The sequence below is a fragment of the Thermodesulfovibrio thiophilus DSM 17215 genome (genome assembly GCF_000423865.1).
GTDB lineage: Bacteria > Nitrospirota > Thermodesulfovibrionia > Thermodesulfovibrionales > Thermodesulfovibrionaceae > Thermodesulfovibrio > Thermodesulfovibrio thiophilus.
Window position 1 is genome coordinate 218,351 of the sequence record NZ_AUIU01000013.1, and the last position, 15,782, is coordinate 234,132.

A 15,782-nucleotide genomic window follows, 5' to 3' on the forward strand; every position below is an offset into this window, starting at 1 on the left:
TTTTTGACATTAAAAATTATTTTTTTGTAACAGTTCTGCCTTCGATTTCTCTTAAAGCTTCTTTTCTGCTAAGCCTAGTTCTACCAAGCTCGTCTATCTCAATAACCTTAACAGGAATTTGGTCTCCAATTTTCAATATTTCTGATACTTTTTGAATTCTTTTATCAGCAATTTGAGATATATGTAAAAGTCCTTCAACTCCTGGTAGAATTTCCACAAAAGCCCCAAAGTCAACTATTCTTGTTACTCTTCCCATATAGATTTTACCAGGCTCAGCTTCCTGAGTGATACCTTTAATGATTTCAATAGCTTTCTCAGCAGAAGCTTCATCAGGTGAGGCTATTTTAACAATGCCTTCTTTGTCTTCGATATCAATTTTAACGCCTGTTTCTTCTATAATACTTTTTATTACTTTGCCTCCAGTACCGATTATATCTCTGATTTTTTCTGGCTTAACTTTTATTGTGTATATTCTTGGAGCATGAGAAGAAAGTTCTTTTTTGGGCTCTGAAATAGTCTCAGACATCTTTTTAAGTATGAACAATCTTGCCTGTTTAGCCTGTTCTAGAGCATGTTTAAAAATTTCATAATTAATTCCTGAAATTTTTATATCCATTTGAAAAGCGGTAATACCGTTTTCAGTTCCTGCAACCTTAAAATCCATATCACCATAATGATCTTCCATCCCAAGAATATCAGTAAGAACTAGAATCTTTTCATTCTCTTTAATTAATCCCATTGCTACACCTGCAACAGGTGCTTTTATAGGAACTCCAGCATCCATAAGAGACAGCGTTGCTCCACATACAGTAGCCATTGAGGATGAACCATTTGATTCAAGAATATCAGAGACAACTCTTATAGTGTATGGAAATTCCTCTTTTGAAGGTATTACAGAGCTTAAAGCTCTTTCAGCAAGATAACCATGTCCAATTTCTCTTCTTCCAGGCCCTCGCAGCGATCTAACTTCTCCAACACTAAAGGGTAAAAAGTTATAATGAAGCATAAATGTTTTAAATGTTTCACCTTCAAGAGAATCTATTTTCTGTTCATCTTCAGAAGTCCCAAGAGTTGTCGCAACTAGCGCCTGTGTTTCGCCTCTTGTGAATAGAGCAGAACCATGGACTCTTGGTAAGAGTCCGACCATGCATGTAATAGGTCTTATTTCATCAGGTTTTCGGCCATCCAACCTTATACCATTTTTTATAATTTTTTCACGCATGATTTGTTTGATGATTTTATCAAACTGCTTTTTAATTTCTAAAGAAAGATCTTTATTAGAAGTTCCATAGACTTTTTGACTAAATTCCTCAGTATTTAAGCTCTGCAGGCATTCATTAAGCAATTGATCAAGAGCTTGTTGTCTTTCAAGTTTTCTTTTTATAAAAAGAGCATGTTCAACTTTTTCTGAAATTATATCTAAAATTGCTTCTTTAATAAATTTATTATCTTCAACATTTATAATTTCTCTTTTAGATTTGCCTGCTAACTTTTGAAGTTCTTTTTGCAAAGCAATAATATTTTTTATATGAGCGTGAGCGAATTTTAAGGCTTCTACAAGAATTTCTTCAGAACATTCCGATGCACTACCTTCAACCATTGTAACAGCTTCTTCTGTACCTGCAACTACAAGATTAAGAGTGCTTTTTTCGGATTCTTCATTATCAGGATTCAAAATAAATTCGTCTTCAATTTTTCCAACCCGTATTGCTCCGACAGGCCCATTAAATGGAATATCTGATATGGTTAAAGCTGAGGAAATTCCTATGATGCTTAAAATATCCGCTATATTTTCGTCTCCATAAGAAAGAACAGATGCGATACCCTGTGTCTCATAATTGAATCCTTCAGGAAAAAGAGGTCTTATGGGTCTGTCAATTAAACGGGACACTAAAACTTCTTTATCTGTTGGTTTCCCTTCTCTTTTAAAAAAACCTCCTGGTATTTTTCCTGCAGAGTATGCTTTTTCCTGATAGTCAATTGTTAATGGAATAAAATCTAATCCCTCTTTAGGAGTTTTCTCTGCTACTACAGTACATAATACGTATGTGTCTCCATATTTAACTAAAACTGACCCATCTGTTTGTCTTGCAATAATTCCTGTCTGTAAACTAAGATTTTGGCCCTTAATATTAAGTTCTACTTCCACATTCTACCTCTTTCGCAATTATTTTCTAATACTAAGCCTTTCAATGAGCTTTCCATATCTTTCTTTATCAATTGTTTTAAGATAATTTAAAAGTTTTCGTCTTTGAGCAACTAATTTAATTAGTCCTCGTCTTGAATGGTGGTCCTTTTTGTGTGTTTTAAAATGCTCAGTTAAATAGTTAATTCTTTCAGTAATAATGGCTACCTGGACTTCTGGTGAACCTGTGTCAGATGGATGTGTCTTAAAACTTTCAATAATTTCTTTTTTTCTTTCTGGAGAAATGCCCATTATCTTCACCACCTTTCGTTATAAGGCTTAATTCTAAAAATTAACATAAAATTAAGCCTTTAGTAAAGTTTTAGACATCAAATCACTGGCAATTGAATTTGGTAGTGTAAATGATATTAAGAATTGAAGAGGTATAAGTTTATATAAAGTTTGTATATTTAATTCTTTATTGAGATAAGACAAAAAGAATTTTTTAATTCTTCAATAAGTTTTAATCTATGCTGATGACAACTAAGTATAATTACCTGATTTGAATTAGATATCTCTTGTATTAAATAATTCATGCCTTTAATAAATCTTTCATCATCTGAATGAGCAAATGGTTCATCCAGTATAAAAGGAATCTTTTTTTCTTTGCTTAAAATATTAGCAAGAATTAATCTGATAGTCAGGTATATTTGTTCTACCATTCCTCCACTGAGTTTTTGTTCAATCTCTTTTTCAGATAATTGGTATTCTATTTCTGGCAATTTGACATTAAATGAGAGATCTTTATTAAAAGATAAACCGATGGCTTTACCTGTTATTTTGATTAAAAGTTGTGAAGCTTTTTTATTTAATTTTTCAGCCCAGAACTCGTGTTGTTTCCAGGTTATATTTTCAAGAACTTCAAGAGCTTTCTGTAAAGCTTTTTTGAATTTATCCAGAGTTTGTAAGTATTTTTCAATAGCTTGTATTTGGTCAACTATTTTATCAACTTCTTTTTTATGTTGCATAATTTTATCGTATTCAGCTTGTAATTTATGAATTCTGTCCTTTATTTCATCTTTCTGTCTGAGCAGTCTTTCTTTTTTTTGTTCATATGCTTCTATATCTTCGTTATTTAATTTTTTATTCATAAGACTAATTTTAGATTCATAAAAATTTCTTTTTTTAGATTCATAAAAATTTCTTTCATTTTCTGAGAGAATTTGCTTTTTCAAAACTTCAATTTGTTCAGAATTTTTTATAAGTTCTTTAATTTCATTTTTGTGAAGACTAATTTGTTTCAATACATTAAAAAATTCATTTTGATTATATACAGACCTGAATCTGGAGATTAAATAATGTATTTGAGTGTCGAGATTGTCCTTTTTTAACTGTAATTCTTTTATTTCCTGATTTAACTCTTTATTTTCACGACTAAGTTTAAGCTGATAAATAAAAAGGACAATGCAGAGGACAATACCTGCTAAAAAAATTTTTTTTATGAAAATTCCTGCTAGGATGCTAAAAAGAGCAAATGAAATATTGGACCAGAAATATTTTTTAAATGAACTAGTTATAATTTTTGATTTTTGTTTTTTATTGTCTAAATCTTTTTGCAGGCCTTGAATTGTAGTATCATAATCATAAATAAACTGTTGTTCCTCTAATTTTAAATCTTCAAATTCTTTATAAAATGAAACCAAGTTTTCAAAATTTTTTAACTCTTCATTCCTCTTTTCAAGTCTTTCAATTTCTAAACGGCACGTATCATCTTTTTGTATTTTCCACAGAGCATAGGCACTATCAAGCTCTGCAAGTCTGTAATTAATATTTTCATATTCAGAAAGGCTTGCAACGTAATTTTCAAGAATTTCTTTCTGGTTTTCAACCAAACTATTGAGATATAATTTTTTATTTTCACATTCAGCCAGTTTATTAGTCCATATTTTTATGGCTGTGTCAAGTTTACCTTTTGTATTAAAAGGAAATAAAACACCACTGTGAATACTTTCATACAGACTTTCTTTGATTTTTGTTAGTGCTAAAGAGGCTGAACTATCCTGAAAACCTGTATCAATTGCTTCCTCTAAATAGGATGTGATTGAATAGAGGTCATTCATATTTATTCCAGCCTTCTGCATTAAAAAAGCACTGTTTATAAATATCTCTCTTGGAAGATTGAAAATTATTTCTCCGGGTGATTTTTTTATAATTCGTCCTTTCTTTTTAGTCTCGTATTTAAGAACTTTTCCATTTTTTAATATATGACAGTCTCTGTAGTCTCTTATGATTTGATAAATATCCTGGGCAGCCTCGATTTCCAGGGTAATTTTCCCATTGCCTGGTTGTACAATAGGTTGTTTTGAAGGATATAATGCTTCAAGTATAGAGTTTGCAAGAATGGATTTGCCTGCTTCATTTTTATCCACTATTAAACTACAGGAATGTTCAAAGATAAATTCCTTATTTTTATAAGGTCCTATGTTTTCTATGATTATTTTTTTAATCTTCATCATAAAATTTTGGAATTATCTGCTTCTGAGCAAAAGCATCAAGTCCATAAAGCAGAGCATCTTCAAGGATTTCCATTTCCTTTTCATCTGCATTATCAATAAGTCTAAGCATTTCATGAATAAATGCACCAATAGTTGTTTCTAGAGAAGTTTCTTTCAATTTTTCGATGTCAATTTTTGTAAATTCAGAAGTATCAAATAAAATGTTATATTCAGAGAGGATATCTTTTAAGTGCATTAAATTCAGATATCCCATTCCTTTGATTTTTACAATAAAAAGAGTATCGTCTGGATTGCGATTTTTAGTTTTAGCAGATATTATATTTTTAATCCATTCTACAGGTTGATCGGGTGTGATTTCGATTTTTTCAATTGAAAACTTGCTTAACTCTACGAATTCTGTTATGGTTGTTGTTTTGTTGCTTTCTTTTGAAATTTCAACAATTAACCCACCTCGTTGGCCGTATTCAGATATAGAAGTCGGTACCATACTTCCTGAATAAGCAGATTTTACAATAGTATCATCTGATATCTCTGAATAACTATGATAATGCCCCAGTGCAATATAATCAAAGTTAGATTTTAAAACATCTTCTGTATCAAAGGGATGCCAGATTTCCTTATTTTCAGTTTTAAAATCAACTCTTGATGCGTGTAGAATTGCAATATTAATTTTTGATGGATTAAGATTAACAGTTTCATTAAAAGCTTTTGTTTCTCTATTCAGGCATGGTTTTCCATAAAGATTCACATTTTCATCTATCTGAAAAAATGCGAATTCAGGCTTTTTAAAAATTTTTACATTTTCTGGCCATTTTTTTAGTTTAAGTATGTCAAGAAAGTTATCATTATATGCACAGTTAAGTCCTAATAAATCATGGTTTCCTGGTGCAATAACCACTGGTTTAGGAGAAACTGATTCAAAAAGCTCGTTTAAAAATTCTATGTCTTCTCTATAGATTTTATCGTTTTCAAAAAAATCACCGGCAACTAACATTGCATCAAGATTTTTTTCTTTAATTATGTTGAAGGCTTTTAATAATGCGTCTCTACAGTATTTATTTCTATCTATTCCCTTTATTTGTGAGCCTAAATGAAGATCGGAAATATGCAGAACTCTGAATTTCATAATTTGATTATAAAAAGATTGTAAAAAATAATACAAAAAATAGTTGACATTCTAGAAAAAATTTGGTATTGTTTATATCAAATCCTTAATTTATCGAAAAAAGGAGGCAATAAGTCATGACAAAGGCAGAATTAGTAAGCAAGATTGCAAGCAAGGCTGAGCTCACAAAAGCTGAGTCAGCAAAGGCACTGGATGCCACACTTGAGGCTATCAAAGAAGCTCTCAAGAAAGGTGACAAAGTTACACTGGTTGGATTTGGTAGTTTTTATGTATCCAAGAGGAAATCAAGAAAGGGAAGAAATCCAAGAACCGGTCAGGAGATCAAAATTCCCGCCACAAAAGTACCCAAATTCACAGCTGGCAAATCTTTGAAAGAAGCAGTAAAGTAATTTTGAAAAATTTTATTGTAAGGGGAAAGAATGAACTCTCCCCTTACAATAAATATTAAAAAGTGCAAGAGTTTGACAAGGTTTTTTTTAAACTTGCTTTTAATAATAAAATTCCTTCCAAACAGCAGTTAAAGAATCTGATTTTACAAGCTTCTGATTTTTTTACATTTCTAGATTTTAAAAGGCCTTCTGATTACATGACAAACCAGGATTTTTTGAAGGGATATCTTATTTATTTTGTTCCTGTGAGTTTGGCTAAAATATACAGCATTATGAAAGAGTTTTTTTGGCATCCTTCAATGTTTCACAAAAAACATTTGAAAATAATAGATATAGGTTGTGGACCTTCTCCCTCAGTTGTGTCATTTTTTAAACTATGGCAGAACAGGATAATTTCTTCAGACAATATTCAATACATTGGAGTTGAGCTTGAAGAAAAAGCAATAGAGCTTGGGGAAAAAATTATTCAGGCATTGAAGCCTCAAGATTTATCTATTGAATATAGATTTTTAAAAACAGATGCATCAGATTTAAAAACATATATTAAGCTGAAAGAGCTAAACCCTGATATTATGATTTTTTCAAATTCCATTGGAGAAATATTAGATGATAAAGGGATTATAGACGAGGATTTTATAAATTTTATAAAATATTTTAGTTTTAACAATGAAAAATTTACACTAGTTCTTATAGAGCCAGGAACCAAAAAATCAGCTTCCAGACTTCAAATGCTCAGAGATAAATTGATAAAAGAACTTAACTTTTATTCATACAGCCCATGTCTGAATAATCTGCCATGCCCAGCTTTACAGGCAAAAAACTGGTGCTATGAAGAAAGAAAATGGAGTGCTCCCTCATATTTATCTTTCCTTAGTGCTAAAGGATTACAGGTAAATTATCTAAAATTTAGCTATATAATTTTAACAAAAGATGGAATAAACATTAAAGATACTTTTGAAGCAGATGAAATTGTTATAAAAAATACTAGCCATCTGTTAAATGAAAAGGGTAAAAGTAAACTTTGGGGATGCTGGGATGGAAAACTTGTCCATATTGAACGACTGAAGCGTGATTATATAGAGCATGATCCTTGGCTTAAAATAAAGAAGGGAACATATTTTAGTATTGATAGATTAGAAACTCTATCAAATAACAAAATAAGAATTCCCGCTAATGCGAAAATTACAATTCTCTATAGCCCATATGAAGATCTATAAAATTCTAATATTTTAAAAAATCAGCCTTTTAGATTTTTGATAAATGTTTCTATCTCAATAGCAGGCATTGTCATTAACTGAATTGTTCCTCTAGAACCAAGCTCTACGGACATCTTCATAACTGTTATATTATCAGAAGCTTCTACAATGTTTACAAAGTCATAAGGACCAAGAACCGCATATTGTTGGATTATTTTTACACCCATTTTTTCAATTTCTCTGTTAACCTCAAGAACTCTTTCTGGTTTTTCTTTTAATGTTTCTCTGCCTTCATCTGTGAGTGTACTTAAAATAACATAGTAAGGCATCTTACACCTCCTAATATTTTTTTACATTATACCAAAAATTTTATAATTTTTTTATAATTAAAAAATGGATTATATCGTAGTTTTTATAACGACACCCAGCGAGGATGAAGCAGCAAAAATAGCGAAAACTTTAGTTGAAGAGAAACTTGCAGGATGCGTTAATATTGTGAAAAATGTTCGTTCTATATATTCATGGCAGGGCAATATTGAAGACGAAACCGAGGTATTAATGATTGTAAAAACAAGGAATGAACTCTTTGAAGAGCTTGCAAATAGAGTAAACTCAATTCATTCATATACAGTACCAGAAATTATTGGAATGAAAATTACTAAAGGTTCTGAAAGCTATTTAAAATGGATTGAAGAGGTTACCTGGAGATGAAAGAGGCAGTTTATACGTCTTTAATATGCAAACAATTTTGTAGTTATTATAAATCAGGCAAAGAAGCGATCCATTGTGGTGGATATTCTTATTTAAAAAAGTTTTTAACTCCTTCAGAATTAAATGAATTAATCGAAATTCTCCGTTGTTATGATAATTTGGTATTAAATGAAAAATTATCTTTTTTATGTGCCAAATGCGACTTCAGAGAGGATGGTTGCGATTTTGCTGAAAATAAAACCGAAATTCCATGTGGAGGATACTTAATAATAAGCAGGATTTTGAATTATTTGAATCTTTAAATAGAAGATTTCCTTACCTTTACTGTATTTGCATGAGCCTGCAACCCTTCAATTGTAGCGAGCTTTTCAACATAAGGAGCGAGTGTATTAAATCCTTTTTGCTTTACTTTTATCAGAGAGCTTCTTTTAAGAAAGTCATAAACTCCTAGTGGTGAGAAAAATTTTGCTGTTCCAGATGTTGGCAGCGTATGATTTGGACCTGCTATATAGTCTCCAATTGGTTCAGTTGAGTAATGTCCGAGAAATATTGCACCAGCATTTTTCAGAAATGGAATAAGTTTTTCTGGATTTTCAGCCATCACTTCAAGGTGTTCTGGAGCTATAATATTTGCAATTTCTGCTGCTTCTTTTAATGATTTAACTATAATGATAGCACCATAATTTTTTAAAGCTCTGTTAGCAATCTCAGATTTTGGAAGTAATTGAAGCTGTTTTTTTATTTCTTTTTTAACTTCTTCAACTAACTCTTCCTGAGTGGTTATGAGAATGCTACATGCCATTTCATCGTGTTCTGCCTGACTGAGCATATCAGCTGCTATGAAATTAGCATGGGCAGTTCTATCTGCAATTATCAATATTTCACTTGGTCCTGCTATCATATCAATGTCGACTTCGCCAAATACTATTTTTTTGGCAGTGGCAACATATATATTGCCTGGTCCTATGATTTTATCAACCTTTTTAACTGTCTCTGTACCATAAGCCATGGCTCCAATTGCCTGAGCTCCTCCAATTCTGTAAACTTCTTTTATATTAAGGAGATGAAGTGCTGCACATACTACAGAATTTATTTCTCCTTGAGGCGTTGGAACACATACTGAGATTTCTTTGACTCCTGCCACCTGAGCTGGAATTACATTCATAAGGACTGTTGATGGGTATGATGCTTTGCCACCTGGAACATAAGCACCAATTCGTTCAATAGGTCTTATAATCTGTCCAAGAACAATGTCCTTTTCTTCATACTGCCATGATTGCTCAAGCTGATGTTCATGGAATTTTTTTATTCTCTCTTTTGCAAAATTCAGAGCACTGATAATATCTTTAGAAACTTTTTTTGCATTTGCCTCAATTTCTTGAGGCTGGATTTTTAATGGCAACTCGTGTTTATCAAAGAGTTTGGTATACTTTATTACAGCTTTATCTCCTTTTTTAGAGATATCATTAAGAATTTTTCTTACTTTTTCATCAATTCCCTGATATGACGGCATTCTTTTTCGAAGTTTTTTAAAGAATTTTTGAAGTTCTTCTTTATTTTTTATAATTTGCATAAAAAATTATACATGATATCATTAGACAATTGCCAATTTGTACCAAGTAATACTAAATTTATGTATAAATTAAAAAATCATAATTCTTTAATACATTATTTGTAATATTACCAAAAAGTAACACATTGCAATAATTTATGTTACTAATTAGTAACATAAATGTAAAAATTTTATTGAATTTTATAAGTTTTTCTTTGGTATATGTTTTGCTTAAGATAATTGTTAGACGGTTAATTTCTCATTTTGAAAATCAATTCTTAACAAAGGAGGTGATGAATAAAATTTAAAAATTTATTTTAAAAATTTAAATTTTATTAAATTTCCAGAAAGGAGGTTAGGTTATGGAAGAAGTAAAAAAGGGTATTAGTGAAGATTGGCTGTCGTTCTGGTTGGCTATTATTATCTTTTTGATTTCTCTTTTATCCTACGCCGGCATTGATCCTCTTGGTTGGGTTGTAAGTACAAAAGTATGGACAGACCCAAGTAAGGCAATGGCTCCAACAGGAAAGGTTTACCAGTCTGTAAAAGGTGAGATTACAAAAATCGATGGTAATAAGATCACTATAAAAAAACCTGATGGAAAAGAGGAAGCCATCACTGTCGCTGATCCAACAAAGTATAAAGTTGGAGATACTTATGAAAAGAAAGGACTTTCAGGCTTTGCATCGTTGGTGCTTACCTATATTGCCCTAGCTATCATCTTTTCAATTGCTGCAGTATTTATGCGAGCTAATATTGTTAAATTCAATCTGGGGTTCTTCTTCATTTTCTGGTTAAGCTATTTATGCTGGTTTATAGGACATTATGCATACTTTGCTGCAACAGATGCAAAAAAATTCAATATTCCATGGTCACTTAAGCTTACAGGTGAGGGTGGATTTATTTTTGCTCTTTTACTTGGTTTAATAGTTGGAAACTTCTTCAGAGGCTTTGCTAAATTTATGGGAGAAGCATTAAAACCTGAGTTTTACATTAAAACAGCAATAGGATTAATGGGTGCTTTGCTTGGATTAAAATCAGCACAGGCATTTGGACTTGCCTCTGCAGTTTTATTCAGAGGACTCTGTGCTATTATTGAAGCATATCTTATCTACTGGGCTCTTGTTTACTGGATTGCGAGAAAGTGGTTTAAATTCAGTAAAGAATGGGCAGCACCACTTGCAAGTGGAATCTCAATATGCGGTGTCTCAGCAGCAATCGCAACAGGTGGAGCAATTAAGGCAAGACCTGTAGTGCCTATTATGGTGAGCTCTCTTGTTGTTATATTTGCAGTTGTTGAGCTTATACTCCTTCCTTTCTTTGCTCAGGCATTTTTATGGAAAGAGCCAATGGTTGCCGGTGCCTGGATGGGGCTTGCAGTAAAAACAGATGGCGCAGCTTTTGCATCAGGTGCTGTTGTTGATGCACTTGTAATAGCAAAGGCTGAAACAGCAGCTGGAATTAAATATGAACCAGGCTGGCTACTAATGGCAGCATCAACAACTAAACTCTTTATAGACATCTTTATCAGTATCTGGGCATTTATTCTTGCCTATATATGGTGTGCAAAGATTGAGTGCAAACCAGGTGAAAAAGTTAGCGGTGGAGAAATATGGAGAAGATTTCCAAAGTTTGTAATTGCCTATGCAGTAACATTTATAGTTATTCTTCTTATTTCAATGCAGCATGCACCGAAAATTGCACCTGTAGAAGCTAATATAAAGAAAATAGACAAAGAAATCGTATCTATTGAAAAACAGCTTGCTACTGTAACTGATCCTGCCCAGCAGGCAGCTATAGCAGCGAAGATTGAAGAGAAGAAAACTCAGAAGAAAGATCTTGAAGCAAGCATTAAAGATTCAAAGAAGATTGTTGCTCAGACTTCAACTGCAACATCTGGAACTAATGCTTTGAGAGTACTATTCTTCTTGATGACATTCTTTACAATAGGAGTAATATCTGACTTCAGAAAACTCTGGGAAGAGGGTATTGGAAAACTTGCTCTGGTTTATTTAATCTGTCTGTTTGGATTCATACTCTGGATTGGACTGTTAATTTCTTATATATTCTTCCACGGAGTCAAGCCTCCGGTAATAACAGGATAAAGGAGGGAAAATCATGGCAGAAGAACCAAAACTCAAGGAAGAACTTGAAAAAATGGAGTTTGAGCCCTTGCTTCCAATTGAGAAAAAACTTATTGTTTGGAGCGTAGGGCTTGGTTTAGTCCTATTAGTTGTACTGGTCTGGATAAGCTATACATTCTTTCCGGCATCTCACGGATAAAATCAAACAGAGGGGGAAGGATAATCCCTTCCCCCTCTGTTTGATTTTATTTTGTTAATTTTGAAGTTAAATTAATCAAGTATTCATTCAGAATTTATCGCCTTTTTTATCACATTGATTCTTTTATTAAACAAAAAGTTGAAAAAGCTATTGGACCTAATGTTTCTATCAAATATTTAAGTGTCAAATGGAGTAAAATTGTTGCTTATGATATTGTGATAAAAACTCCTGCCGGTACAACATTTCTTGATATAAAATCAATAACGCTAACACCATATATGCTGTCACTTTTAAAAAAACGGGTTGAAATTAAAGAAATACTGATGGATTCTTCGACGATCTTTTTGATAAGAACAAAACAGGGGAAATGGCTTTTGCCTGAATTTTCTAAAAAAGAGGAGGAAAACTCGTCTCAAAAAGAAGATAAAAAATCATCTATAGAACTTGCAATAAAAGAATTTAAGGTAACCAACGCTAATATAATAATACAGGATGACCTGAAAGGCTTTAATATTAAATTATACGATGTTGCAGTTAATATGAGTAATAAAGTCTCATTATTTAAATCAGATGAAACAGTAGTTACTGCTTCAGCAAAGTTTCCTGACCGTGGAGATATTTCACTTAAAGCTAAAGGAAATTTTTCAGATGAAAAGTTTACAGGCTCTCTAACTTTAAAGGATTTAAACATGACGTTACTCAGACCCTATATTAGGGGTGGTTATACTGTAAAAAGGGGAAGACTCAGCTTTTATTCAAACTTTAATATCAATAAAGGTTATGTAAAAGCACCCTCAATTTTAAGACTCAAAGATTTAGATATAAAGTCAAGCGGATTTTTTATGGGAGTGAGTGCTCCGCTTCTGATAGAGTTCTTAAAAGAAAAAGATGAGATAGTTTTAAATTGTAAGATATGGGGGAAATGGAATAATCTTAAAAATGATATACCAGAATCTTTACAGAAAAAGATTACACAGCAGATAGGCAGAACTGTTACCTCACTGCTCAGATCATTAACAAATCCAATTGAAAATCTAATAAAGGAATCCAGATAAAACAATTTAAATTAACTAACTTTTTTTAAGCTTCAATGTTTCTTTAATCATAAGAAGAAATTTCACATAATCAAATGCAAAATTCATAAGCTCTACTTCGTCTTTTTTCATTTTTTCAATTCGTTCCTGAGGAACATCAAAAACATCCATAAATCTACTCTCAAATACAAATCTTTTGAAAGCATCAATGTCATAGCATGCTGTATAAAAAGCTTTCTGTTTTTTTTCATCAATCTTATCAGCTTTCAGATTTTTCTTAAAGAAAAGCTCTTTCCATCCTCTGTTCATATCATCATAGAGGTCAACACCCTGATCTTTTCTCCATTCAGCTACACTCCACTCTTTGTCTTCTTGAAAGCCTTTGCAGTGAGGTTCTTTGACAAAAAAGTAAACTTCGTCAGTTATCCCATCTGTTAAATCAAATTTTTTAAGAGATGCCTGTCCAACTGGATAGTATCTGCACGTTGCAGGTCTGTCTTCATAGACTGAGCATCCAGCTTCACATAAAAATGGACAGGTCATTTCTTCATCATTATTCTTGTTTAAAAACACAAATGGATAACCGCTTTTTGGTTCAATAAAAACATATGTATAATTCATTAAAAATTCACCAGATGATATATCGAATCTGTTTTTTAATCTCAGAATATCATACGGTGTAAGCATTATATCAATATTTTTACAGCAACTTTTGTAACAGGATATACCAGGATAACAACGAAATTTAAATTTTGATTCAATTGTTAGCTCATCAGGAGCTATTACATTAATGTTTAACATTAAGCCTCCTCTTTAATTATTTTGAGATATATTTTTCTTGCTCTTGGTCCATCAAACTCACAGAAAAATATGCTCTGCCATTGTCCTAAAATAAGTTTTTCTTCTTCAATAAAAACACTCACAGAGGATCCAACAAGAGTTGTTTTAATATGACTATCCGCATTTCCTTCCATGTGTAGATATTCAGCTCCGTATGGTGCAATCTTTTTTAAAGCATTTATAATATCCTTTTTTACGGAAATATCAGCTCCTTCGTTTATTGTTATTCCGGCTGTTGTATGAGGAACATAGAGATAACAGACACCACTTTTAACCCCAGAATTTTTAACAACATTCTCAACTTCATCGGTAATATCAATGAATTCCTCTCTTAATGAAGTTTTAACTGTTAATGTCTTCATCACAGTTTAAGCCTCCTTATTCTTTCTACAGCTTCTTTGATTCGTTCTTTTGATTGAGTAAGAGCAAATCTGATATATCCTTCTCCATGTTCGCCAAATCCAACTCCGGGTGTGCATAATACTTCAACTTCTTTTAAAAGTTGAGCTACAAAGTCAATTGAGCTTATTTTTTGTGGAACTTTCACCCATAGATAGAAAGTTGCCATGGGCTTTTTAACTTCAAATCCTGCTGATTTTAGTCCTTCACATAACATATCTCTTCTTTCTCTATATATATCTCTAATTTGTTCCAGAACATTATCATCGGTCTGAAGAGCAACTATGCTTGCTTCTTGAATAGCTTGAAAAACTCCTGAATCAAGATTTGTTTTTACTTTTCCAAGTCCTGCAAGAACTTCTCTATTGCCAACTACAAAGCCTATTCTCCATCCAGTCATGTTATAAGTTTTGGAAAGAGAGTGAAACTCTACTCCCACTTCTTTAGCTCCATCTATCTGCATAAAACTAACTGGTTTTTCTTCGTAAAAAATCTCTGAGTATGCTGCATCGTGACAGACAATTATGTTGTATTGTTTTGCAAATTCAATGACTTTTTTAAAAAATTTTTCATCAGCTGTAGCAGCTGTTGGATTGTTAGGATAGTTTATAAACATAAGCTTGGCTTTTTTAGCCACATCCTCAGGAATGGAATCAAGATCAGGTAAGAAATTATTGTCTTCCCTTAAGGGCATAAAATATGAAACTCCACCTGCAAACTTTGTTCCAACAGGATAAACAGGATATCCTGGAGAAGGTACAAGTACAATATCGCCAGGGTCAATAAACGCAAGTGGAATATGTCCAATTCCCTCTTTAGAACCGATTAAAGATAGAACTTCTTTTTCAGGATCAAGTTCTATATTAAATCTTTGTCTATACCAGTCTGATACAGCTTTTCTGTATGAAAACATTCCTTCGTAACTTGGATATCTGTGATGTTCAGGATTCTCAACAGCTTTTTTCATTGCGTCAACAATATGAGCTGGTGTTGGAATATCTGGGTCTCCAATACTCAAATCAATCACATCAGCTCCTTTTGAAAGAGCTTCTCTTTTCATCTGGTCAATTGCCGCAAAAAGATAGGGTGGTAAAGTTCTTATTCTTTCAGCATACTGAATCTGCATTGTTTCCCTCCTGAGTGTTCTATTTTTTAGTTTACAAAAAAGTTAGTACTATTTACAAAAAATCTTAGATTATGAAAAATTTTTGCATATATTTGTTAAAAAAGATTATTATTTTTTAAATTAATAAGAACGAATTTTAAATAGTATTAATCAATAATTGATTTTGAGGGCAAAGTAACTGAAGCAATAAAAAAACTTATGGAGGAAGGTAATGACTGAGGATAAGAACAGCTGTGAGTGCAATGAGAGGCAGGAAATTAAAAAGGATATTTCATTGAAAGCAACTGTTTCAGGCATTAAGAAAAAAATTCTTATTCTTTCAGGCAAAGGTGGGGTAGGAAAGAGCACAGTATCAACAAACATTGCAGTTGGTCTTTCACAAAAAGGTTATCAGGTTGGACTTCTTGATATTGATATTCATGGACCGAATATACCCAATATGCTTGGATTGCAGGGACATTCTCCTTTAATGACTGATATGGGAC

Annotated in this window: 17 protein-coding genes; 8 read left to right on the forward strand and 9 right to left on the reverse strand. The window is 32.2% G+C overall.

Annotated elements, in window-relative coordinates:
* Positions 1 to 16 precede the first annotated feature (16 nt).
* The 4 genes from pnp to G581_RS0105535 all read right to left on the reverse strand — a co-directional run bounded on the left by pnp (position 17) and on the right by G581_RS0105535 (position 5,767).
* Entirely contained in the window at positions 17 to 2,149 is a 2,133-nt protein-coding gene (gene pnp, locus G581_RS0105520) for a polyribonucleotide nucleotidyltransferase (protein ID WP_028844965.1), read from the reverse strand.
* Positions 2,150 to 2,167: 18 nt separating this feature from the next.
* The gene (gene rpsO / locus G581_RS0105525; protein ID WP_028844966.1) at positions 2,168 to 2,437 is read right to left on the reverse strand and encodes a 30S ribosomal protein S15; all 270 of its coding nucleotides are present in this window, start codon (positions 2,435 to 2,437) and stop codon (positions 2,168 to 2,170) included.
* Positions 2,438 to 2,595: 158 nt separating this feature from the next.
* Positions 2,596 to 4,641: an AAA family ATPase gene (locus G581_RS0105530; protein WP_028844967.1), complete on the reverse strand. Its 2,046-nt coding sequence runs from the start codon at positions 4,639 to 4,641 to the stop codon at positions 2,596 to 2,598.
* The gene (locus G581_RS0105535) at positions 4,628 to 5,767 is read right to left on the reverse strand and encodes a metallophosphoesterase family protein (protein WP_028844968.1); all 1,140 of its coding nucleotides are present in this window, start codon (positions 5,765 to 5,767) and stop codon (positions 4,628 to 4,630) included. The genes G581_RS0105530 and G581_RS0105535 overlap by 14 nt, the downstream gene beginning before the upstream one ends.
* A 116-nt stretch (positions 5,768 to 5,883) precedes the next feature.
* Here G581_RS0105535 and G581_RS0105540 point away from each other — a divergent pair, with 116 nt between their 5' ends.
* On the forward strand, positions 5,884 to 6,156 hold the full coding sequence (locus tag G581_RS0105540) for an HU family DNA-binding protein (protein ID WP_028844969.1): 273 nt from the start codon (positions 5,884 to 5,886) through the stop codon (positions 6,154 to 6,156).
* 197 nt (positions 6,157 to 6,353) lie between these two features.
* Complete coding sequence (locus tag G581_RS0105545) at positions 6,354 to 7,373, forward strand: small ribosomal subunit Rsm22 family protein (RefSeq protein ID WP_275574441.1); 1,020 nt, start codon at positions 6,354 to 6,356, stop codon at positions 7,371 to 7,373.
* 20 nt (positions 7,374 to 7,393) lie between these two features.
* Here the strand turns inward: G581_RS0105545 and G581_RS0105550 are convergent, their stop codons facing one another.
* Positions 7,394 to 7,681 (reverse strand): GYD domain-containing protein, encoded by a 288-nt coding sequence (locus G581_RS0105550; RefSeq protein ID WP_028844971.1) that lies wholly within the window; start codon positions 7,679 to 7,681, stop codon positions 7,394 to 7,396.
* Positions 7,682 to 7,745: 64 nt separating this feature from the next.
* On the opposite strand from G581_RS0105550, the gene cutA reads away from it, so the two are divergent.
* The gene (gene cutA, locus G581_RS0105555) at positions 7,746 to 8,063 is read left to right on the forward strand and encodes a divalent-cation tolerance protein CutA (protein ID WP_028844972.1); all 318 of its coding nucleotides are present in this window, start codon (positions 7,746 to 7,748) and stop codon (positions 8,061 to 8,063) included.
* Positions 8,060 to 8,365, forward strand: coding sequence for a hypothetical protein (locus tag G581_RS0105560; protein ID WP_028844973.1), 306 nt, complete (start codon positions 8,060 to 8,062; stop codon positions 8,363 to 8,365). The genes cutA and G581_RS0105560 overlap by 4 nt, the downstream gene beginning before the upstream one ends.
* Here the strand turns inward: G581_RS0105560 and hisD are convergent.
* The gene (gene hisD, locus G581_RS0105565) at positions 8,362 to 9,636 is read right to left on the reverse strand and encodes a histidinol dehydrogenase (RefSeq protein WP_028844974.1); all 1,275 of its coding nucleotides are present in this window, start codon (positions 9,634 to 9,636) and stop codon (positions 8,362 to 8,364) included. The genes G581_RS0105560 and hisD overlap by 4 nt on opposite strands.
* A 341-nt stretch (positions 9,637 to 9,977) precedes the next feature.
* On the opposite strand from hisD, the gene G581_RS0105570 reads away from it, so the two are divergent.
* The 3 genes from G581_RS0105570 to G581_RS0105580 all read left to right on the forward strand — a co-directional run bounded on the left by G581_RS0105570 (position 9,978) and on the right by G581_RS0105580 (position 12,953).
* Positions 9,978 to 11,720 (forward strand): putative sulfate exporter family transporter, encoded by a 1,743-nt coding sequence (locus G581_RS0105570; RefSeq protein WP_028844975.1) that lies wholly within the window; start codon positions 9,978 to 9,980, stop codon positions 11,718 to 11,720.
* Between the two features lie 13 nt (positions 11,721 to 11,733).
* Positions 11,734 to 11,898, forward strand: a complete 165-nt coding sequence (locus G581_RS12070; RefSeq protein ID WP_156875204.1) for a hypothetical protein — start codon at positions 11,734 to 11,736, stop codon at positions 11,896 to 11,898.
* Positions 11,899 to 12,023: 125 nt separating this feature from the next.
* Positions 12,024 to 12,953: a DUF748 domain-containing protein gene (locus tag G581_RS0105580; RefSeq protein WP_275574442.1), complete on the forward strand. Its 930-nt coding sequence runs from the start codon at positions 12,024 to 12,026 to the stop codon at positions 12,951 to 12,953.
* Positions 12,954 to 12,968: 15 nt separating this feature from the next.
* Here G581_RS0105580 and G581_RS0105585 read toward each other — a convergent pair whose 3' ends face one another.
* Genes G581_RS0105585 through G581_RS0105595 form a run of 3 tightly spaced genes read right to left on the reverse strand, consistent with a single transcriptional unit; the run spans position 12,969 to position 15,297 of the window.
* Positions 12,969 to 13,733 carry a YkgJ family cysteine cluster protein gene (locus G581_RS0105585; protein WP_028844977.1) on the reverse strand — a complete coding sequence of 255 codons (765 nt, stop codon included), beginning with the start codon at positions 13,731 to 13,733 and terminating at the stop codon, positions 12,969 to 12,971.
* Positions 13,733 to 14,134: a secondary thiamine-phosphate synthase enzyme YjbQ gene (locus G581_RS0105590; protein WP_156875206.1), complete on the reverse strand. Its 402-nt coding sequence runs from the start codon at positions 14,132 to 14,134 to the stop codon at positions 13,733 to 13,735. The genes G581_RS0105585 and G581_RS0105590 overlap by 1 nt, the downstream gene beginning before the upstream one ends.
* On the reverse strand, positions 14,134 to 15,297 hold the full coding sequence (locus G581_RS0105595) for an LL-diaminopimelate aminotransferase (RefSeq protein ID WP_028844979.1): 1,164 nt from the start codon (positions 15,295 to 15,297) through the stop codon (positions 14,134 to 14,136). Before G581_RS0105595 ends, G581_RS0105590 begins: the two co-directional genes overlap by 1 nt.
* Positions 15,298 to 15,508: 211 nt before the next feature.
* Here G581_RS0105595 and G581_RS0105600 point away from each other — a divergent pair.
* Positions 15,509 to 15,782 (forward strand): P-loop NTPase (locus tag G581_RS0105600; protein ID WP_028844980.1); only part of this gene is annotated, 274 nt, incomplete at its 3' end.

Bases quoted from the DNA above. Each gene is read 5' to 3' on its own strand.
- rpsO (WP_028844966.1), bottom strand. From the start codon at position 2,437: ATGGGCATTTCTCCAGAAAGAAAAAAAGAAATTATTGAAAGTTTTAAG.
- G581_RS0105530 (WP_028844967.1), bottom strand. From the start codon at position 4,641: ATGATGAAGATTAAAAAAATAATCATAGAAAACATAGGACCTTATAAA.
- G581_RS0105535 (WP_028844968.1), bottom strand. From the start codon at position 5,767: ATGAAATTCAGAGTTCTGCATATTTCCGATCTTCATTTAGGCTCACAA.
- G581_RS0105540 (WP_028844969.1), top strand. From the start codon at position 5,884: ATGACAAAGGCAGAATTAGTAAGCAAGATTGCAAGCAAGGCTGAGCTC.
- G581_RS0105545 (WP_275574441.1), top strand. From the start codon at position 6,354: ATGACAAACCAGGATTTTTTGAAGGGATATCTTATTTATTTTGTTCCT.
- G581_RS0105550 (WP_028844971.1), bottom strand. From the start codon at position 7,681: ATGCCTTACTATGTTATTTTAAGTACACTCACAGATGAAGGCAGAGAA.
- cutA (WP_028844972.1), top strand. From the start codon at position 7,746: ATGGATTATATCGTAGTTTTTATAACGACACCCAGCGAGGATGAAGCA.
- G581_RS0105560 (WP_028844973.1), top strand. From the start codon at position 8,060: ATGAAAGAGGCAGTTTATACGTCTTTAATATGCAAACAATTTTGTAGT.
- hisD (WP_028844974.1), bottom strand. From the start codon at position 9,636: ATGCAAATTATAAAAAATAAAGAAGAACTTCAAAAATTCTTTAAAAAA.
- G581_RS0105570 (WP_028844975.1), top strand. From the start codon at position 9,978: ATGGAAGAAGTAAAAAAGGGTATTAGTGAAGATTGGCTGTCGTTCTGG.
- G581_RS12070 (WP_156875204.1), top strand. From the start codon at position 11,734: ATGGCAGAAGAACCAAAACTCAAGGAAGAACTTGAAAAAATGGAGTTT.
- G581_RS0105585 (WP_028844977.1), bottom strand. From the start codon at position 13,733: ATGTTAAACATTAATGTAATAGCTCCTGATGAGCTAACAATTGAATCA.
- G581_RS0105590 (WP_156875206.1), bottom strand. From the start codon at position 14,134: ATGAAGACATTAACAGTTAAAACTTCATTAAGAGAGGAATTCATTGAT.
- G581_RS0105595 (WP_028844979.1), bottom strand. From the start codon at position 15,297: ATGCAGATTCAGTATGCTGAAAGAATAAGAACTTTACCACCCTATCTT.